Source organism: Paenibacillus sp. NPDC057886 (assembly GCF_042796655.1).
GTDB lineage: Bacteria > Bacillota > Bacilli > Paenibacillales > Paenibacillaceae > Paenibacillus.
The window spans coordinates 364,885-384,618 of the sequence record NZ_JBHVMZ010000002.1; the positions used below are offsets into that span (position 1 = coordinate 364,885).

The 19,734-nt window shown below is 48.7% G+C and carries 16 protein-coding genes and 2 pseudogenes; 9 read left to right on the forward strand and 9 right to left on the reverse strand.

Translation table 11 applies throughout. The features are described from left to right. Positions 1-32 precede the first annotated feature (32 nt). Both ACFVQB_RS08705 and ACFVQB_RS08710 read right to left on the reverse strand, forming a co-directional pair. Positions 33-1,511, reverse strand: a complete 1,479-nt coding sequence (locus ACFVQB_RS08705; RefSeq protein ID WP_379437071.1) for an alpha-amylase — start codon at positions 1,509-1,511, stop codon at positions 33-35. Between the two features lie 165 nt (positions 1,512-1,676). Next, positions 1,677-3,998, reverse strand: coding sequence for a helicase C-terminal domain-containing protein (locus ACFVQB_RS08710; RefSeq protein WP_379437074.1), 2,322 nt, complete (start codon positions 3,996-3,998; stop codon positions 1,677-1,679). Between the two features lie 368 nt (positions 3,999-4,366). Between ACFVQB_RS08710 and ACFVQB_RS08715 the strand changes: the two genes are divergently transcribed. Further along, positions 4,367-4,864 carry an antibiotic biosynthesis monooxygenase family protein gene (locus tag ACFVQB_RS08715; RefSeq protein ID WP_379437077.1) on the forward strand — a complete coding sequence of 166 codons (498 nt, stop codon included), beginning with the start codon at positions 4,367-4,369 and terminating at the stop codon, positions 4,862-4,864. A gap of 359 nt (positions 4,865-5,223) precedes the next feature. After that, a complete protein-coding gene (locus ACFVQB_RS08720) occupies positions 5,224-7,146 on the forward strand; it encodes an LTA synthase family protein (RefSeq protein WP_379438078.1) in 1,923 nt (640 codons plus the stop codon). Positions 7,147-7,374: 228 nt separating this feature from the next. On the opposite strand, the gene cidR is transcribed toward ACFVQB_RS08720, so the two are convergent. Beyond that, a complete protein-coding gene (cidR, locus tag ACFVQB_RS08725) occupies positions 7,375-8,259 on the reverse strand; it encodes a cidABC operon transcriptional activator CidR (RefSeq protein WP_379437080.1) in 885 nt (294 codons plus the stop codon). A 165-nt stretch (positions 8,260-8,424) separates the two neighbouring features. Between cidR and ACFVQB_RS08730 the strand changes: the two genes are divergently transcribed. The 5 genes and pseudogenes from ACFVQB_RS08730 to ACFVQB_RS08750 form a co-directional block, all read left to right on the forward strand. Beyond that, positions 8,425-8,796: a CidA/LrgA family protein gene (locus ACFVQB_RS08730; protein ID WP_379437083.1), complete on the forward strand. Its 372-nt coding sequence runs from the start codon at positions 8,425-8,427 to the stop codon at positions 8,794-8,796. Then, a complete protein-coding gene (locus ACFVQB_RS08735; protein ID WP_379437088.1) occupies positions 8,793-9,473 on the forward strand; it encodes a CidB/LrgB family autolysis modulator in 681 nt (226 codons plus the stop codon). Before ACFVQB_RS08730 ends, ACFVQB_RS08735 begins: the two co-directional genes overlap by 4 nt. Positions 9,474-9,578: 105 nt before the next feature. Further along, positions 9,579-10,097: an AbrB/MazE/SpoVT family DNA-binding domain-containing protein gene (locus ACFVQB_RS08740; protein WP_379437091.1), complete on the forward strand. Its 519-nt coding sequence runs from the start codon at positions 9,579-9,581 to the stop codon at positions 10,095-10,097. Between the two features lie 126 nt (positions 10,098-10,223). Beyond that, positions 10,224-10,361, forward strand: a pseudogene (locus ACFVQB_RS08745) (Crp/Fnr family transcriptional regulator); the annotation flags it as partial. Between the two features lies 1 nt (position 10,362). Continuing rightward, positions 10,363-10,644, forward strand: a pseudogene (locus ACFVQB_RS08750) (DNA alkylation repair protein); the annotation flags it as partial. A 96-nt stretch (positions 10,645-10,740) separates the two neighbouring features. Here ACFVQB_RS08750 and ACFVQB_RS08755 read toward each other — a convergent pair. Continuing rightward, the gene (locus tag ACFVQB_RS08755) at positions 10,741-11,127 is read right to left on the reverse strand and encodes a DoxX family protein (protein ID WP_379437094.1); all 387 of its coding nucleotides are present in this window, start codon (positions 11,125-11,127) and stop codon (positions 10,741-10,743) included. 416 nt (positions 11,128-11,543) lie between these two features. Between ACFVQB_RS08755 and ACFVQB_RS08760 the strand changes: the two genes are divergently transcribed. After that, positions 11,544-11,834: a winged helix-turn-helix transcriptional regulator gene (locus ACFVQB_RS08760; protein ID WP_379438081.1), complete on the forward strand. Its 291-nt coding sequence runs from the start codon at positions 11,544-11,546 to the stop codon at positions 11,832-11,834. Positions 11,835-11,948: 114 nt separating this feature from the next. Here the strand turns inward: ACFVQB_RS08760 and ACFVQB_RS08765 are convergent, their stop codons facing one another. The 4 genes from ACFVQB_RS08765 to ACFVQB_RS08780 form a co-directional block, all read right to left on the reverse strand. After that, entirely contained in the window at positions 11,949-12,953 is a 1,005-nt protein-coding gene (locus tag ACFVQB_RS08765) for a Gfo/Idh/MocA family protein (protein ID WP_379437097.1), read from the reverse strand. 68 nt (positions 12,954-13,021) lie between these two features. Continuing rightward, complete coding sequence (locus tag ACFVQB_RS08770) at positions 13,022-14,680, reverse strand: glycerol-3-phosphate dehydrogenase/oxidase (protein ID WP_379437100.1); 1,659 nt, start codon at positions 14,678-14,680, stop codon at positions 13,022-13,024. A gap of 391 nt (positions 14,681-15,071) precedes the next feature. Further along, positions 15,072-16,559: a glycerol kinase GlpK gene (gene glpK, locus ACFVQB_RS08775; RefSeq protein WP_379437103.1), complete on the reverse strand. Its 1,488-nt coding sequence runs from the start codon at positions 16,557-16,559 to the stop codon at positions 15,072-15,074. Between the two features lie 80 nt (positions 16,560-16,639). Next, positions 16,640-17,218, reverse strand: coding sequence for a glycerol-3-phosphate responsive antiterminator (locus ACFVQB_RS08780; protein ID WP_379437106.1), 579 nt, complete (start codon positions 17,216-17,218; stop codon positions 16,640-16,642). 143 nt (positions 17,219-17,361) lie between these two features. On the opposite strand from ACFVQB_RS08780, the gene ACFVQB_RS08785 reads away from it, so the two are divergent. Then, on the forward strand, positions 17,362-17,820 hold the full coding sequence (locus ACFVQB_RS08785; RefSeq protein WP_379437109.1) for a dipeptidase: 459 nt from the start codon (positions 17,362-17,364) through the stop codon (positions 17,818-17,820). Positions 17,821-18,013: 193 nt separating this feature from the next. On the opposite strand, the gene ACFVQB_RS08790 is transcribed toward ACFVQB_RS08785, so the two are convergent. Beyond that, a complete protein-coding gene (locus ACFVQB_RS08790; RefSeq protein WP_379437111.1) occupies positions 18,014-19,675 on the reverse strand; it encodes an ABC transporter substrate-binding protein in 1,662 nt (553 codons plus the stop codon). Positions 19,676-19,734 lie beyond the last annotated feature (59 nt).

A 19,734-nucleotide genomic window follows, 5' to 3' on the forward strand; every position in this document is an offset into this window, starting at 1 on the left:
GTCTATATGAAGATCCACTGATCCTCAACGTATTATTGAGCGGAAGATTCCTCGCCCTGATCCGGAAGAGCCCATACGGAGACGCCCCCACCACATACATGGAAAGTGGCCCAGCCGTCTTTCTCAATAGTAATGCTGTCCTCACAGCTGTGCGTCAGATCGGTCCAGACTTCGCCAGCACGGTGTTCGCCAACAAACATCCTTTTCTCACCATCATCACCATTCGAGATAACTACTGCACAACCGGAGCCTTCGATTTCTTCCACCCCACGACGTACCCATCCAATCGTGTTCGCGTGGTCGAAGTAATCCTCCTGCTCTCCATACGCTTTGTCGTAACGGGCGGACATCAGAATGTCCAGAATGTCCTTCTTGCCATCAACAGGTTCAGGACCCCCAATGCCGTAATAATCACCGTAAAAGACAACCGGGTAACCGTCACGACGCAGCAGCGTCAGCGCATATGCGCTCGGCTTGAACCAATCACCCACCCAGGATTCCAGTGCTTCATGCGGCTGGGAATCATGGTTATCGACAAACGTTACAGCATGCGTCGGATGTGTCTGCACCAGGGTGTCATCAAAAATCTTGGAAAGATCAAAGTCCCGGCCTGCCAGAGAGGCTTCATGAAGTTTGTAATGCAGGGACACATCGAACAGATCAATTTGATAATCAACCGTATCCAGAAATTCACGACATGCATCAAGGTTGGAGTTCCAGAACTCACCCACAATGTAGAAATCCTGCCCCCGCTTGCGGATCATCTCGGCGGCGAATTCCTTGATGAATTCGTGGTTGATATGCTTGATCGCATCCAGTCGAAAACCGCTGCATTGCAGCGTATCGATGAGCCATTTTCCCCATTGGAGCATTTCCTGCCGGACATCCGGGTGATTGTAATCAATATTTGCGAACATCAGATAGTCATAGTTTCCGAACTCATCGTCGACATTCTGGTTCCAGTTCTTGTTCTCCCCTGCAATGCGGAACACACCGCTCCGTTCTTCCTTGGCATCAAAGTCGGTACCGTTGAAATGTTCGGCATTCCATTTGAAAGAGGAGTATTGATCCCCGCGGCCCGGAAATGTGAATTTGGTCCATCCCTCAATCTCGAACGGTTTGGAGATTTCTTTCATTCGATCATTGGGATCGACCTCAATCACCTTGAAGACTTCCTTGTCATCTGCACCCGCCTTATGGTTCATCACCAGATCCACATAGACGGCAATGCCTTTCTTCTGGCACTCGGCAATCGCCTCGACCAGTTCCTGCTTGGTGCCATATTTGGTGCGCACGCTGCCCTTCTGGTCAAATTCGCCCAGATCGTACAGGTCATATACGCCGTAACCGGTATCCTCAGGAGATACGGCTTTGGTCACGGGAGGCACCCATACCGTATCAATTCCTTTCGATTTCAGCTCAGGAGCCATTTCCGCCAGTCGCTTCCAGTGGTTTCCGTCTGCGGCCAGGTGCCATTCAAAAAACTGCATCATCGTATGATTTCTCTTCATTCCCAACCGACCTCCTTGATTGCTTTCGAAGCGGACCACGGCACGCATTGTATCGTCCTTGTTCGTTCGTATGCTATCCAAGTAATACCCTTTTCGGCCTATCCTTCAATCATGCATAGAAAAGAAAGCTGAAAAAGTCTGCGATTGATCTTTATCTAAATATCATTATTGGGGTGAAATCCGTGTGTAGTCTTGCCATTCCTCGGGCAGCAAGGATCGATACGGTTCCTCGGTGAATCGATCGTCGACCAGCACCAGCACGCCCTTGTCCTCTTCCGTACGTATCAGCCTTCCACCTGCCTGCAATACCTTGTTCATGCCGGGGAAAACGTAGGCATAATTGAATCCGTTGCGCCCTGTACGACTATAATAATCGCGGAGTACGTTGTTCTCCAGACCAATCTGGGGAAGTCCGGCCCCGACCACCACAACTCCATTCAGACGATCACCCGGCAGATCCACACCTTCGGAAAATACACCGCCCATAACGGCAAATACCAATCGTGTTCGTTCAGGATGCGGCTGGAACGCGTTCAGAAACGCTTCCCTTTCCTCTTCACTCATGCCCTGCTCCTGCATCACGACTTCTGCCTCGCCCGGCTGTTCCATATACGTCCCATGTACTTCGCGCATATATGGATAGGATGGGAAAAAGACGAGCAGGTTGCTATGAGGCCACTCGGCAACCAACTGGCGCAGCATATTGGCAATAGGCTGTCTGGAACGTTCACGATCCCGATATCGAATCGATAACGGCAGCAATCTCACATCCAGCTGCTCCCGCTGGAAAGGTGAAGGAATACGAAGGGTATAATCCTCTTCCTCCGCGCCTAGCATATCCCGGTAATAACCAAGGGGTGACAATGTCGCAGAGAAATGAATGGTGGAGCGGAATCCTTTGGCAGTCTGTCGCAGCAGCACGGATGGATCCAGGCAGAACAGCTTCACTCGTACTTCACTTCGTACACATTCCGCATAAGTAATGAAGCGTTCATCGTACAGCTTGGCAATACGCAGGAAATTCTGTGCGGTGAAATAGGCTTCCAGCAGCAATTCATCCGTTTCGGCATTTCCCGAACCACCTTCAACAAGGCATTGCTCCGCAACCATGACAAAAGGCTCCAGCAGTTCAATCAGTTCCTCCGGCGCCTCCTGTTGCAGCAATTTGCCCTCATCCCCACCATTTTTGCGAAGCGTAATCAGGTATTTGTCGATGGCGCCTGTACGATCCGCGATGGCTTTGGCGGCGGTCACACTGCTGCCCAGCGTTTGGAACTCCCTTTTGACATCCAGAAAGACGGCCTTCTCTAGCTCCGCCGAAAACATCATTCGACCCCGATCGACCAGATTATGTGCCTCATCGACCAGTAATACCGTCTTGCGCTTCTGCTCCTCCAGCATGCGTTTGAGAGAGATACGCGGGTCGAAAATATAGTTATAGTCGCAGATCACCGCATCGGCTGCATACGCAGCATCCAGTGAAAATTCAAACGGACATACCCGATGCTTGCGTGCGTACTGTTCAATAACCGGGCGTGTCATTAACGTCTCATGTTCCAGCATATCCAGCACGGCCCCATTAATACGGTCATAATATCCTTCGCACATGCCACACTGTCCCGTATCACAGGCTTCCTCTTCCTTGAAACAGATCTTGTCCTTCGCGGTCAGACTGATCACATGCATCTTCAATCCTTCCGCCTGCATCCGGGCAAAAGCCTCTTCTGCCGCAACTCGCGTCGTCGTTCTTGCGGTCAGATAGAACAATCGTTTGGCTTCCCCTTCACCAATTGCCTTGACCGTGGGAAACAGTACTGACATCGTTTTGCCAATCCCCGTTGGTGCTTTCGCCATCAGTCCCTGTCCCTCGCGGATCGTCTTGTATACAGCCCCTGCCAGCTTGCGCTGTCCCTCCCTGTATTTGCGAAAAGGAAAAGGCAGCTCTCGCACGCTTATATCGCGCTTCTCTTCATAAGACACTATCATCTCTGCATACGGCGCGTAGCCAGCGACCAGCTCTGCTGCAAACTGTTCAAGCTCCTGCCGTTCCAGCATCCGCCGAAACCGTCTTTCTTCATTATTCACGGTGTGCACGTACGTAAGCTGTACCTGCATACGTGGTTCATCATGCTGAACGGCGTACATATAGGCATACATCATGGCCTGCGCCCAGTGTACGGGGGCCCCGTCGCCCAGATCGTCCAGATTTGCCGCAGTTGATTTGATCTCATCCACCGTCAGCTGGCCATCCAGACGAATCAGCCCGTCACATCGTCCCTCCACCACGTACGTCAAGTCTCCGTGTTGCAGCTCCACTTCGAGAACCACTTCTTTCAGATCATCTTCTGTGTAATCCTTCTGCACCCGCTGGTGTATCCGGGTTCCCTCCTGCATCGATGCATTGGTGCGGAACCCTGGACGTATGCTGCCACTGCGGTACACATATTCCACCAAAGGCCTGACTGATATTCGAATTGCGGTTGTCATGCGATCACCCGTTCTGATTGTAGTCTCTATACTTTATCACGAAAAGCGGTGCTCAAACCAGCCAATCAGCGGATTGGACTCGCCCCTTCCCATATGCTATGTTGGGGTGTATAAGTTGAACTAGATAGTGTTACACTTGCTACTCCGATGACAGAACAATCTTCCGATCGCTGTTATCCCCAGATTTTTTTGATTCATTTTTACAAAAGTAAACATCCGGGGATAAAGGCGAAGCTTATGCTTACGATGCAGCTTTCTTGCAGAAAGCTTTTAGCTTCGCTTCTCCAGCTTATTTCTGTCCTCTACGTTCTCGTGTAAAAGTGTAGTTAAACTTATATAGAATGTACGTAAATGAGGAGGCAGCTTCTATGTATATCTATTTGGTCCCTTCACCGATTCCGGATGCACTTGCTGCATATCCGCATCTGACTTTGCGCAGCGAGGAACAGGTTCGTTTGGCCATTGAATCGACAGAACGTCTGATGAACATCGAGTCCGATGACAACGTAGCGGCGTATGAAGCCTTCGATGCCGCAGGCTCCTGGACAGGCGGCGGTTATGCCGTTCTGAACAATATACCTGTAACAGAAGACGGACGGAACGACTTCGAGCAACGTTTCAAGAACCGTGCACGCAAAGTGGAAGACGAGCCCGGCTTTGTCGGCATTCGTGTGCTTCGTCCGCTAAAGGACGATACGTATGTAGTACTTACACTTTGGCAGTCCGAAGATCACTTCAAAAACTGGCAGCAGTCTCAAGCCTATAACCATGCTCACCGCAACCGCAGCACGAGTGAAGGGCTGACAGCTCAGAAGCCCACCATGTTTCCAAGACCTTCATTCGTCACGACATTCACCATAGAGTAAACGAAAGGGAGCAAACCTGATAGTATGCTCCAGAATCTGTATACAAGTTTACAGATATACTGTGATCACACTTTGGGCAAGCATCATTTGTATTCAAAATGACAGCCCTTCTGCCTCTTCCTCAATGGAAGGGGCTTTTTGTATACGCGAGGTCATGAATGAATCCAAGCGCCTCCCTCTTTTTTTCTAATAATCGAGAGAAGCGAGCAGCCAAGAAGTTCGGTGCTTTTGACACGACATGCCATGAGATAGCATAATACTTGTTAAATGAAACTTCGGAAAGGAAGGAAGGCGGTAACTTGTCACGCAATTCACTCACCCGGTTTCTAAGCGGACCGTTTATAGTATTCACCGTTATTATGATGATCAAAAGCTCTCTGGCCTGGATTGTGATCTTCGATGACATCCCCGTCTGGAAACCACTGCTGACAGAGTTGCCGCTGATCTGGATCTGCTTCTGTCTGATTGAGTGGTTCGCAGCCAAGCGACGGATGTGGTTATATCTCGGACTTAATCTGGTGCTATCGGGCATCTTCTTCGCAGCCATTATGTACTACAAATATTATGGTGTCATTGTCAATTATCACGCGCTCGCACAGGTTAATCAGGTAACCTCGGTCAAGAGCAGCATGTTCTCTTTGCTCGATCCGTATTATTTGTTTATTTTTGCAGATATTCTGGTGATCGCGGGGATTCTGGTTCGTCGGCGGATCAAGCTCGGCGGGACCGAACGCCCAGGCAGAGTGCCGCTTGAACGAAGCACCAGAAGACGGATTGCCTCGGTCATTCTGATTCTGTCGATGGTGCTGTGCATGCTCAACATATACCCTAATCGGGCGAGTATGAGTGAGATTACACAGGCTGAGCAGATGGGGATTCTCGGTTACGAAGCGTACACCATCCTGGCGGATCGGCCTGACAAACCCGTACCCCTCGATCAAATCGATCAGAATCATATTGACGAGATTAAACAAACGACAGAACTGCCCGCTGTTGTGGAAGAGGGGGCGGCTAAGGGACGCAACGTCATTGTCCTCCAGCTCGAATCATTCCAGAACTTCCTGATCGGATTGCAGTTGGACGGACAGGAAGTTACACCCAATCTGAATAAGTTGGCTGGACAAAGCCTGTATTTCCCGAACTTTTATCAGCAAGTCGGACAGGGAAATACGTCGGATGCCGAGTTTGTGGTAAATACATCGTTTTACACACCGCCCAACGGGGCTGCAACTACCGTCTATGCCAATAAGGAGTTGCCAAGTCTGCCCAGACTGATGTCCGCGAACGGTTATCAGACAGCCACATTCCATACGAATGATGTACACTTCTGGAATCGCGATCAGTTATACAGGGCTCTTGGATTCGATCAGTATTATGACATAAATTATTTCGGAACAGAGGATTCCATCGCCTTCTCGGCATCAGATGAAGTATTGTACAGCAAGACACTGGATAAACTCGAGGCCATGCAGGCAGCGGGGTCACCTTTCTATGCACAAATTATCTCCATGTCTGCGCACCATCCTTACCATTTGCCAGAAGATAAGAAAAGTCTGACGTTGCCGGAACGGTACGTTAATACGTTGCCAGGGGATTATCTTGTCTCCCAGCATTATGCCGATCAGGCGGTGGGGCAATTTATAGAGGGACTTAAGGAACGCGGACTATGGGAAAATAGCCTGCTGGTCGTTTACGGTGACCATCTGGGTCTGCCTATCTACTCGCTGGATCGGACTGACGAGAAGCTGATGCAGGAAATCTATGGTAGGGAGTATACTTCTGCGGACATGATCAATATTCCACTCATCGTCACGGCTCCTGGCATCACGCCAGCAGCTCAACTGGAACAGATCGGAGGACAGGTGGATATTCTGCCAACGATCGCCGGGTTGACCGGTGCCTCTCTCCAGAACCAACTGTATTTCGGGCAGGATTTGCTGCGTGAGGGAAATAATCTGCTGCCAGAACGCTATTATCTGCCCTCCGGTTCCGTATTGAACGATGCTTCACTGTTCGTTCCTGAGACGGGATACGGTGATGGTACTCATTACTCTCTTGCCGATGCCGGGAGACAGAATGTAGTTCTTACAGAGCTTGATCAGGGGACGAATCCGAACAGTCTGGAGGATGAACCGGCCGTGCCCGCATCTGTCATGCCGATTGAAGAGAAATCGACCTCTTCCGCATATATTACGAAGGAACAGTACGAGCAGGCTTTGGATCTTCTACACTTATCCAACAGTTATCTGAGTCAGTTACCGAATCGAAATGCAGTAAAATGATCAAATGATCCAACATGCAAAATGAACTTATTTTTTACTTTTAACAATTTTAATCCATGATGAACACAGACAAGAGCCCATGAAAGGTCAGATTACGACCTGATTCATGGGCTCTTTCCATTTGGAATTTTAGATTTTATTTGGCGTTACGACCCTGTTGCCCCCTCTCCCCATTTAATAGGAGCAGAGACATCATCTTGCTAACAGCCAATTGATCAACCATCGCGATTATTCACTCAGCATGGACTGTGTGAAACTGATCCACTCCCGGGTTGCGAAGGATAAATATCGGTCCTTCCGCCAGATCATGCCGAGCTGCCACGGAATCACGGGTTCCATTACGGGTATAATGCGCACACGCATATGATCCACCTCACGGCAGATCGTTTCTGGCAGCAACGCAACACCCAGATTGGCTGCTACCATGGCACTGAGCAGATCCCATTGGGAGCTCTCATACACCACCCGGGGCTGGAATCCCGCATGCTGGCACGCGGCGATAATCCGGTCATGCAGCGCAAAATCTTCCCGGAACAGCACGAACGCATCATGTTCCAGTTCACGCAGCGCGACAGACTCTTTATTCGCGAGTGGGTGCGAAGGATGTACGAGCAAATTCAGCTTCTCTTTTACAAAAACGAAATGATCCACCAGTTCATCCACCGTTGGAAGAACGGCAACACCGATATCCAGTGCACCGCTGATCACGTCGGCCTCCACCTTTTTGGCACCATCCTCGAAGAGTTGAATGGTCACCTGAGGGTAAGCTTTATGAAATTCACCGATAATCATCGGGAAAAAGCTGGACCCCACCATCGGTGGCAGACCAATCCGAAGGTGTCCTTTCTTCAGATTCATCAGATCGTCCAGCTCGGACGACAGGCTGCGAAATGATTTTTCAATCTCCAGCGCCTGTCGGAAAAAGACATGCCCCGCATCCGTTAGCGCTACCTTCTTGCCATAACGATCCAGCAGCGTTACACCTAATTCATCTTCCAAGCTTTTGACTGTTTTGCTAATCGTCGGTTGTGTAATGAACAGCACTTCGGCCGCTTTGGTGAAGCTTTGCTGCCGAGCAACTTCCAGAAAATATTGCAAATGGCGGATATCCATCGCCTGATCCCCATTTCTCATAGATAAATGGAATGGTAAACATTCTTAATATGCATTTTACTCATGAAAGAATGCGATGTAAAATTTGTTATATCAAACAACGTTTCCATTCATTTTCATAAACAACACAATATTATCACGTTAATTATACAAGGAGGGATTGAAGTGAAGAAATGGGGCCTTGGCATTTTGCAAGTTGCGCTCTTGATGGCCTTTTCACTGCTCATGGACCAGTTGGCCCGTGCTTTCCATCTGCCTGTACCAGGTTCCATACTTGGCATGATCGTGCTGTTTATTTTGCTTCAAACCCGGGTCGTGAAGCTGCGCTGGATCGAAATTGGAGCTGCCTGGCTGCTCGGTGAGCTGTTGCTGTTTTTCATCCCGTCAGCCGTCGGCATTATGAACTACATGCCAATGCTGGAGCAAGACGGACTGCAAATTCTGTTTATTGTTCTGCTTAGCACATTTCTGGTCATGGCCTGCACAGGCCTTGTTGCCACCCGAATCGCCAAACGAAAGGAGCGTCACACCGGATGATTGGATTCCTCTGCCTCTTGTTAACCGTAGGTATTTACTGGGTCGCCAAACGCATGTATCGCAGCCTGCCCAAAGTTTATCTGTCTCCGCTGCTGATTACGCCGCTTCTTGTCGTCGGGGTGCTGCTCGCAACAGGTACGGATTATGCAGCCTACAGCAGTGGTGGCAAATGGTTAAGTCTGCTGCTTCAACCGGCAACGGTGGCCTTCGCCATACCGCTCTATACGTTTTTTCATGTACTCAAAAAACATATTTCCGAGATCGTCTTCAGCGTTATGACGGGCTCCATGGTGGCAGTTCTCTCTTCTGCCCTGCTCGCCAAATGGCTGCGCCTGGACTCCGGACTCATTCATAGTCTGATCCCGAGATCGATCACGACCCCTATTGCCATGAATGTATCGGCTACCATTGGAGGCATTCCGGCCGTTACGGCGGTTTTTGTCATCATGACCGGTCTGCTGGGGGCGATTATGGGACCATCCATTGTGAAAATGCTGCGCATTGATGGCGAGATTGCACGTGGGACGCTGCTTGGAACCGGTGCCCACGGAACAGGCACATCCAAGGCATTTGAGCTCAGTTCACTGACAGGAACCATCTCCAGCATCTCCATGGTACTGGCCGCATTGTTCACATTGGCGGTTGCACCCGTGCTATCCAAACTTATTTTCCCATAATAGATGGAATTAACCCTATTTCTTGAAATATTATTGTTGTATTAAAGCCCTTTCTTCCTTACAATAAGGACAGGTTTTAATTGTGAATATTGCGGGGGAGATGCGATGAAAAGAACCGGAATGAAGAGATCTCTGGACCGCCTTGGACGAATTGTCCTTCCCAAAGAAATGCGGGATACGATGGAAATCCATATCGGCGATCCGCTCGAGTTTTTCATTGAAGGGAAAGAGTTGATTTTGAGAAAGTACAAATCAACGTTGTGTATTTTTTGCGGTGATGTGGATACGGAAATGTATTTCAAAGAGCAATTCATCTGCCGGACTTGTGCAATTCAATTAAAACACCCGGATGACACTCCCGAATGGTTCGTTCCTCAGAACAAACAGGCTCCTGCACCCGTGGAGCGTCCTGCTACCGAATCCGCCACTGTCTCATCTCCTGCATGGGAAGAGGGGACTACAGCTGCCAACCAAGAGTACCCGGACCTGCGGCCAAAGACGGCACGCATGCTGCAACAGATGAAGGAAATTGTTGAACAGAATCCCGGTTTGGCTCAACAGCAAATTGCGGAAAAGCTTGGCATTAGCCAAGGACGCGTCTCCCAACTTAAAAAACTACTATAATAGGAATTTATTCGATTATTTATAATCAGGAGACCTTCCGTTTTCAAGAAGTCCCGTTGCAAGAGAACCCTTTGAACTCGTGGGTTCTTCTTTTTTTATATTCTTACGGTAATGGAAAGGAGATGTATGGATAAAATTCTTTATTTATCACAATTCAATCTGATGTTCTCCTTGTCCGAGGCAGACCTGATCGAAATGGACAGTATGACGTCCATCACAACCGTGCCCAAGAATATGCCAATCCAGACACCGGATACAAGATCCTGACCCACTGATCCGACGGTTTGCCATAGAATCGACAAGACCCCACGGTGTGTGGGCCAAACATATTCAGGAGTTAAAAGAAAATCCTGCGATGGCCCTGCCTCTACTCAACCATGTGAAATCGGATGCTCATAAATATGTGCAAGACTCTGTCAGCAACTGGCTGAACGATGCTGGCAAAACCAACCCGAATTGGGTCCGTCAGGTATGTGACACTTGGATTCAGCAATCGGATACCAAGCATACGCTGCGAATGATCACACGTGGTTTAATCTCTGAGTAATCCTTTTATGGGACACTCCCTTCGGCAATAAAACACGAAAAAGATGACCACTGCAGTGGTCATCTTTTTCGTATTGGAACATTCCGAATCGATCTCTTAGACCTGCACGAGATCCATATCCATTTCTTCTGCTTCAAGTTTACGCATGCCCATAATAAGAACGACAATGTTGGCAACCAACAGCACCGCCGGGAAAGGAACAGCCGCATATTGTCCGTAAATCAGATGACTTCCCACAGCCCCAATCAGAATAAACGTCAATACTCCTGAAGCCAGAAGACGAGTACGTGGAATCAACAGACCCACCGCACTGAGCAGCTCTACTGCACCAATGAGATACATCGTCCATGTAGGATAGGAGAAACCTTCGAAAGTCTGTACCATCATCTCTGCTCCACTAACCTTGTTAAACCCTGTCATTACAAATACACCTGCAAGCACAACCAACGCAATATATCCCAAAATTCTTAAGCCTTTGTTCATATGTATAATCCTCCTGAAAATGAATGTCCATATCCATCTGTTGTATAAAAAGCAATCTATGTAAAAGTTACAACGTAACTCTATTTTTAAAAATTAGCAGTTTGCACTGCGAAATTGGTATGTGCTGATATTATACACATTAATAATCATTAACTTACTTTTATGAAGTGAGTATATAATAATAACATTATTTATTCAAGTAATTTTTTGACGAATAGTGTATAATACATACAAAAGGTATGTTACAGTACATTTCGTAGTAACATGTTGACTTCATTGTCCCTTACTTTGGTCAGAGCGGCAGAAAGCCACGCACTTTTATATATACGAAGAAATTCATCCATACTTGAATCGAGGTGAACACGTTGAAGCTGAGAAAAGTAAAATCGCCAAGTCCCTGTCTCATTACTCAAGCCATGGATATCATCGGTAAGAAATGGGTACTGCTCATCATGTACCAACTGTTATCCGGACCCAAACGATTCACAGAGCTGGAAGCTGAAATGGCGATTAGCGGTCGGTTGTTATCCGAACGTCTGAAGGAAATGGAAATGGAAGGTATAGTAACCCGGCATATGTATCCTGAAATTCCGCCTCGCGTAGAGTATGAATTGACGCCTAAAGGCAGAGCCATTGAACCTGTCATCAATCAGATATACAACTGGTCCTCAGACTGGTTGAAACAGCAGCAGTCTACTAATAAGTAGCCAGATTCTGATTCACGTACAACACAAAGACGCCTGAATTGAACTGATCTTCGGATCAGTCCACATTCAGGCGTCTTTTTCATGGGTTACGTTTCTGGTTACGTCATAAAAGGATTAGTGAGAGAGATGTTTGGAACGCTGGAGCTGTACCGGCAATCCCGAATCTGCCGAAACCAATGCCGCCGTTGTAATTTCCTGCGTACGGCAGGCATCCGCATAATCGGACAAAATCCCCGAACGATCTCCGGTACGAAGGGCGTGAATAAACGCTTCATTTTCCCGCTCATACGGGTTATGCCCTGCTGGAATCTCCTGACCTGCCATTGCATGAGGGGCAGCACTTGGCAGAAGAAGACGTTCAGGGGTCCAATCCCAGACTCCGGCATCTGTGTAGAACTGGAGCCCTGCACCGCCCTCACCATCTGGCAGCAGGCAGGTGTTGGCAATGCTTGCGATTGCTCCACTCTCCAGCTTGAGCGTTACATTCGCCACATCAGCTACCGTGACATGCTCATGCTTCTCATGCATGCTGCGCTGGGCCGCTACAGCGTATACCTCTGTCACTTCACCAGCACAATACCGCAGCAAATCCACGATATGGGTCGTTTGTTCCACAAACTGTCCCCCGGAGCCGTCCTGACGACGCCACCAGGCGACTCCCGGCATTCCGCCCATCCAGCGCCCAAGCGCCATACCGACGGTCTGCTCTTTCATCGCTTCTTTCAGTACCTGTGCAGCCTCCTGATAACGGAAATGATAACCTACCGAGGTCAACAATCCGGACTTCTGTACCTGATCCAGCACCTGACGAGGAATATCCATGCCTGTACTCAGCGGTTTCTCCACTAGGAACGGGATACCCCGACGAATCAATTCGGCTTCAATCGTTCCATGAGACATCGGGGGTACACAGATATAGACTGCATCCAGCTTTTCAGTATCTAACATATGTTCAAGTTCACCGTAGCCAACAGCATCATAGACAGAAGCCATGGCCTCCGCCTTCTCCAGCGCTGTTCCGCAGACAGCTGCTACACGAACGCCTTCCATTCGTGCCAGAATATCTGCATGTACCTTGCTGAACCAACCTGTTCCAATGATTCCGATCTGTAAAGTCATAGATGTAATCCCCTCTCCTTGTTACACGCTTACATGTTCCATTCGACCCGCAGATGCGAAATCCTGCATTAAATTTTGCCCGATGCTTCCAAGAGTAACTGATCCAGTTCATTCGCAAACCATGTCGCCTGCTCCTCCGGCCAACCCAGGCGTCCAGCCATATACTGAATAACCGCTGCCTTATACTGACGAACTTCGTCAATGCGGAAAAACAGGTCTCCGGTGCGTCTCACAAAAAAGTCTGCCGGTGTCACAGCCATCTCCTCTTCGATGGCATAACTCAGCATCAGCAGCAGTTCCTGTGGCATGCCATGCAGCTCGGCCTTTGCCCGTGGATCAGGCATCCGCTCGTACAATGCATCTACATTGGAACCATATACTCGGGCTAATCGCTCCGCAGCAGATCGATCAAGTCCAAGTGCGACGCCGTCCTTGATCTTGCGTTCAGCATATGCACCAAATCCGGCGGAACCGCCGACATGGCCTCCGGAGATAGGCATCTCTTTCGTTATACATGGTCCAACGGATCTTCCCCTCTCCTGCTCCAACTGGCGGGCAGTCAGATCAACAACCATTTCGGCCATTTTGCGGTACCCGGTTAATTTGCCCCCGGCAATGGTGATTAACCCTGAGGGAGATACCCAGATTTCGTCCTTGCGCGAAATTTCGGAAGGTCCTTTGCCTTCCTCATGAATAAGCGGACGCACACCCGCCCAACCGGATTCCACATCCTCGGCACAAATCCGTACGTCCGGGAACATGACGTTGACGGCATCGATGACATAACCCCGGTCTGCCTCGGAGATTAACGGGTGTGCGGGATCATCTTCGAAGACGGTATCTGTTGTTCCTACATAGGTTTTGCCATCCCGGGGGACAGCAAAGACCATTCGTCCATCCGGTGTATCAAAATATACAGCCTGCCTTAACGGGAAACGTGTACCGTCGAATACCAGATGAATGCCTTTCGTCATCTGCAACGTTTTGCCTTGGCGCGAACCATCGATCTTGCGCAGCTCATCCACCCATGGACCGGAAGCATTAATCACTTTGGTTGCCCGCAAATCATAAGATTGACCGCTGATCTGGTCCACAGCCCGGATGCCTGTAATAACCCCATTCTCCTTCAGGAATTCTGCTGCCTTTACATAGTTCACAGCCTGTGCACCGCGCTGCACCGCTTCCTTCATCACTTCAATGGTAAGCCGGGCATCGTCTGTTCGGTATTCCACATAGCGTCCACCACCTAACAACCCATCCTTGCGCAACAAAGGTTCACTGTCTGAGACGGCTCCGGCATTTAACATTTGGCGTCGTTCACTACGCCTCACTCCGGCAAGCCGGTCATACACCATCAGGCCAACGGACGTACTGAAGCGGCCAAAGGTACCATCCGTAAAGATGGGGAGCAGCATCGGTTCCGGTGTCGTCACATGCGGCCCATTCTCGTACACCACCGCTCGCTCCCGCCCCACCTCAGCCACCATTTTCACTTCAAATTGCTTCAGATATCGCAGACCGCCATGCACCAGTTTGGTCGAACGACTGGATGTACCTGCGGCAAAATCCTGCATCTCCACCAGTGCTGTCTTCAATCCGCGGGAAGCTGCGTCCAGCGCAATCCCGGCACCCGTGATTCCCCCGCCAATAATCAATATGTCAAAATGTGCATTCGCCATCCGATCCAAATTTTCCGTACGCTTTTTCGCCGAGAACGATGCTGTCATCCCGATTCCTCCCATTCATTACCTTTGTTTTACTCACAAAAGCAAAAAAAAAGACCACGTCATTCGCTTCAGCAATTGCTGAGCGGTACGTGGTCTCTCCCGATCTCCAGACATCATTTTTTAACTTGTGAGTTAATCCTATCACACATTTCCGGCGGCGTGAAGGCCTGAAATGACACATTATTCAAAAAAATTTCAAAAAGTTGTTCTGCCTGCGGATGGAATTTCAAACTGATCCACTAATCATTTATTTTTCCTTTTAGTGGATATATGTTTTCTCTTCTCAAGGAAAATAAACCCTGTAAGTTATGCCTCATTTTCCACCAATAAATATCATTTATTGTAGATGTTTAACGAAAAAGTACAAATGTCCATATGAAGTATGATTCACTCATTTGAAAACCATCGCTGCCTTGACCGCACGTTGCCACCCTGCATACAGTTCTGTACGCTCTTCCTCAACCATAACCGGATGGAAGACACGTTCCGTATTCTCGTGATTCGCCAATTCATCTGCGCTATTCCAATATCCTACTGCAAGTCCTGCCAGATAAGCCGCACCCAATGCCGTCGTTTCGTTCACATTGGGACGCTCAACAGGAATATTCAAAATATCACTCTGGAACTGCATCAGAAAATCATTAGCCGCCGCTCCCCCATCGACGCGCAAGGCATTCACCGGAATACCTGAATCGGATTCCATGGCCGCCAGTACATCCTTGGTCTGATACGCCAGCGCTTCCAGGGTTGCACGGATAAAGTGCTCTTTGGTGGTTCCCCGCGTCAAACCAAACACCGCTCCCTTAACTTCACTGTCCCAGTAAGGGCTGCCCAGACCCACAAATGCAGGCACCATATAAACGCCATCTGTAGAGGGTACACGTGATGCATAGTCCTCACTGTCTTTCGAGGAACGAAGCATCCGTAAGCCGTCACGCAGCCACTGTACCGCCGAACCTGCGACAAAGATGCTACCTTCCAATGCATACTCGATCTTGCCATTAATGCCCCAGGCAATCGTTGTAATCATCCCGTGGTTGGACTGCACCGGCTGTTCTCCGGTATTCATGAGCATAAAACATCCGGTGCCGTACGTATTTTTCATGCTTCCCTTTGTGTAACATCCCTGACCGAATAATGCCGACTGCTGATCTCCTGCTGCTCCGGCAATCGGAATCCGATGACCGAAGAAGTGGTAGTCAACCGTATGTGCGTACACCTCGGAGGAACCGCGCACTTCCGGAAGCATCGCTTTGGGAATGTCCAGGATATGCAGCAATTCCTCATCCCATTGCAGATCATAGATGTTGTACATTAAGGTGCGAGAAGCATTGGATACATCGGTGACATGTGTACCGCCGCTCAGCTTCCAGATCAGCCAGCTGTCGATCGTACCAAATAGGAGTTCACCCTTCTCTGCGCGCTCCCGGGCACCAGGCACATGATCCAGAATCCACTTTACCTTGGTTCCCGAGAAATAAGGGTCAATGAGTAGACCCGTTTTACGATGAAAAAGGTCACTCAGTCCCTTCGCCTTCAACTCATCACAAATATCAGCCGTTTGTCTGGACTGCCAGACTACTGCATTATAGATGGGCCGGCCCGTTTCTTTGTCCCATACCACAACCGTTTCCCGCTGGTTCGTAATACCGATGCCGGCAATCTGGACCGGCTTGATTCCACTTTCGGCCAGACATGAAGCCATCACCGCCAGAATGGAGCTCCAAATTTCATTAGCGTTCTGCTCCACCCAGCCTGGCTTGGGAAAGTACTGCGGAAATTCCTGCTGTGCAATATGCACAATCTCCCCGCTCCGGTTAAACAGAATGGCCCGGGAACTCGTCGTCCCCTGATCAAGGGCCAATATATATTTTTCCATACAGACAACCTCCTGTATCGCATGTTGCATCTTTGGATTTCACACAAGCTTGCCTTAATGCCAAATGCTCGGCCTAATGATTATTGTTCCGGTTTTGTAAGCGATTCCCCAAAGTGTCGGATCAGGTCGAAGTTGGACGTGGTAACAGCCGTTGCCCCGGCTTCCAGCGCCAGCTCCACCTCTTTCGGTGTACGGATCAATCCGCCCGCAATGATGGGTATTCCTGTTTGCTCCGCAACCTCCGTAACAATATGCGGAATCACGCCGGGAAGCACTTCAATAAAGTCCGGCTGTGTCTTCGCCAGCAGATGATAGCTTTTCTCCAATGCATTCGTATCCAGCAGAAAGACTCGTTGAATGGCTGTAATCCCTTTTTGTTTTGCCTTCTGAATGACACTTGCCCGCGTCGAGATCAATCCTGCCGGACGAATATGCTGACACAGATACTCTGCTGCGTATTCATCATTCTTCAACCCCTGCACCAAATCGGCATGCAGGAGTATTTTTTTGTTTCGCCGCCGTGCCTCATCGAGCAAACTCTGTAGCTGTGCTATATGGGTGTCCAGCAGAACCCCATACCTGTAAGGACCGTCGATCATCGCTTCAAACTGCTTCATGCTCTTGGCAGCCGGTAACATGCACTGTCCTTCAAATGGCACCTGCGTTCCTCCTGCATCCATCAGATTGCCTATATTGTATAACCCAATGTGTTCCGACAGCAAGCCGTATTACAGGCCATCATGATGTATTTGGGCAACCATAAGGAAAAGGTCATTCTGATTTAAAATATCAAACGACTTATATGCTATCCGATGTAAGCCACCTGAATGAAGCCGGGTTCTGGGAGGTTTTGGAACAAGCCGACTATCCCATCGCCAGTCATTCCAATGCCAGAGGTATATATGATCATCCTCGCAACTTGTCAGACGAACAGGCCCGAGCACTCTTTGCCAAAAAAAGCACTGTTCACATACTCTATCTTCCTGACTTTCTGAAATCCGATCAGGACGGAGATGCATCGATAGATGATGTCCTTCGACATATTGACCACTTCTGTTCCATTGGAGGCGTGAAGCATATCGGTTTGGGTTCCGATTTTGATGGCCTAATTCATTATGTGGAAGATCTGGAACACGCCGGGAAAACACAAAATCTGATTGATGCCCTGCTCAAACGATACACCGAACAAGAAGTGCTAGGGTTCGCTTCAGAAAACTTCCTGAACAATCTTCCTTATTCAATTAAGGAAGGGCAAGGATAGATATCTGCTATCCAAAATATTCTTGAAGATGAAGACAGCAGACTTTACAATACAAAAATCCTTTCGTTGTTTACCAACGAAAGGATTTTTTGTGTTGCTTTCATGCTAATGGCAATTTCAACAGCTTTGCGCCATTTCTATGCAGTACCTTTTAAGGGGCTTCAATAATCATCGGAATGGCTCCTTTGAATGGTTACTGAACATCCCACTCGTTTACGTTATTGAACATGCCGATATTGATCGGCTTACCTACCAGAACATTTTTGGATACAGCCTGCAGCCTTTTCTCGGAATAGATGCTTATGGTCGGCAGGTCCTCATGCAGGATTTGCTGCAGCTCGTTATAGATCACGTGACGCTTCGCTTCATCAGCCTCAACAGCACCCTCCTTGATCAGTGCATCCGCCTTCGGATTATTGTATCCGATGAAATTATTGGCATTCCCACTGGAGAACAGGGAGAAATAGAGGCTTGGCTCAATATAATAATCGCGATTGAAAATGGTCAATTCATACTCATTCTTCTGTACTTTCTGGATGAGTGTTCCGAAATCATATTTCTGTACCTCAACGTTAATGCCGACATCCTTCAGATTCTGGGTCAGAATATCTGCGGCCTGCTCCCGGATTTTGTTTCCTACCGGAATCAGAAAACGAATGACTTTCTTGGAATCCCAGCCAGCTTCGGCAAGCAGCGCCTTGGCCTTCTCCGGATCATAATTATAGAGCGGCAGGTCCTTGTTGTAATAAGGGTTGTCACTCGGCACACTTCCGTCAATTACCTCGGCTTGACCTTTGAGAAGCTGTTCCACAATCAGCTGGCGGTTCAAAGCATAAGCGATAGCCTGACGAACTTTGGGGTTATCAAATACCTTATTGTTCAGGAACAGCTCGGCTGGCTCAGAAGGGCCACTGGAATCCAGATTAATATTGGGCAGCGCCTTCACCTTCTCATAGTCCGTAATCGGAATCAGACCAACCGGTAGCGAATTCATCTGTATGTCCCCTGTCTTTAACTGGGCGATCAGATTGGTGGCTGGAAGCACTTTGACATAAATTTTGTCCAGCTTCGCGATGGGGCGGTAATAATTCTCGTTTTTAACCACTTCCATATATTGATCTTTCGCAAAAGCAGCGAATTTGAATGCGCCGACGGTTACCTCAGGCTTTTGGAAGTAGGGATTAACGGCCAATTGGTCCACAGGAGCGTCTTTGAGAATATGCTCGGGTAAAAATTGAATTTTGGTCGCGAACGTTTCTTTGAAAATATTCGGGTCAATTGCCGTTTTGGTTTTGACTGTAAACGTGTGATTATCCACAATGTTCAAGCCCGAAATATCAGTTGTGCCTTCAGCAAGTTTGCCTGCATCGTTCAAGCCTTCGATAAAACCAAGTCGCAGCGACGTCTCGACCTTCGGATTCAAAGCCGTCTGCAAGGTAAACAGCACATCAGCCGTTGTAAACGGCTGTCCGTCGTTCCACTTGGCGTCCTTGTTCAGTTTGATCGTATAGAGCTGCTTGTCCTGCGTCTCCACAGAATCGGCCAGTTTGGGCTGAAATTCGAAGGAAGAATCGATATCCAGCAAGGAATCGTTAATTAACGCGAGTACATTCTTCGACGCGGAGTCCCCTTGATCATTGATCTGATTCAGAGTAAGAGGAGAATTGACGATGCCGATCGTGACTGTCTTATCCTTGGTGGAAGATACCGTGGCGCTTGAGTTGGCAGCCTGGTTATTTCCCGTGCCCTCTGCCGAATTCTCTACATTACTGGCTGTATTGGAGCCGCAGGCACTGATGACCACCAGCACCAATAACATAACAAAGGACAACCTCTTCCGATGATTACTCTTCACTGTAAATCCCCTCCGATTTCATATATAAAATGTGTGTAAACAATTGTCATAAACAGCTC

What these genes read in the sequence shown, in the direction of transcription:
- ACFVQB_RS08705 (WP_379437071.1), bottom strand. Translation starts at nt 1,511, where the DNA reads ATGAAGAGAAATCATACGATGATGCAGTTTTTTGAATGGCACCTGGCC.
- ACFVQB_RS08710 (WP_379437074.1), bottom strand. Translation starts at nt 3,998, where the DNA reads ATGACAACCGCAATTCGAATATCAGTCAGGCCTTTGGTGGAATATGTG.
- ACFVQB_RS08715 (WP_379437077.1), top strand. Translation starts at nt 4,367, where the DNA reads ATGTATATCTATTTGGTCCCTTCACCGATTCCGGATGCACTTGCTGCA.
- ACFVQB_RS08720 (WP_379438078.1), top strand. Translation starts at nt 5,224, where the DNA reads ATGATGATCAAAAGCTCTCTGGCCTGGATTGTGATCTTCGATGACATC.
- cidR (WP_379437080.1), bottom strand. Translation starts at nt 8,259, where the DNA reads ATGGATATCCGCCATTTGCAATATTTTCTGGAAGTTGCTCGGCAGCAA.
- ACFVQB_RS08735 (WP_379437088.1), top strand. Translation starts at nt 8,793, where the DNA reads ATGATTGGATTCCTCTGCCTCTTGTTAACCGTAGGTATTTACTGGGTC.
- ACFVQB_RS08740 (WP_379437091.1), top strand. Translation starts at nt 9,579, where the DNA reads ATGAAAAGAACCGGAATGAAGAGATCTCTGGACCGCCTTGGACGAATT.
- ACFVQB_RS08755 (WP_379437094.1), bottom strand. Translation starts at nt 11,127, where the DNA reads ATGAACAAAGGCTTAAGAATTTTGGGATATATTGCGTTGGTTGTGCTT.
- ACFVQB_RS08760 (WP_379438081.1), top strand. Translation starts at nt 11,544, where the DNA reads ATGGATATCATCGGTAAGAAATGGGTACTGCTCATCATGTACCAACTG.
- ACFVQB_RS08765 (WP_379437097.1), bottom strand. Translation starts at nt 12,953, where the DNA reads ATGACTTTACAGATCGGAATCATTGGAACAGGTTGGTTCAGCAAGGTA.
- ACFVQB_RS08770 (WP_379437100.1), bottom strand. Translation starts at nt 14,680, where the DNA reads ATGACAGCATCGTTCTCGGCGAAAAAGCGTACGGAAAATTTGGATCGG.
- glpK (WP_379437103.1), bottom strand. Translation starts at nt 16,559, where the DNA reads ATGGAAAAATATATATTGGCCCTTGATCAGGGGACGACGAGTTCCCGG.
- ACFVQB_RS08785 (WP_379437109.1), top strand. Translation starts at nt 17,362, where the DNA reads ATGCTATCCGATGTAAGCCACCTGAATGAAGCCGGGTTCTGGGAGGTT.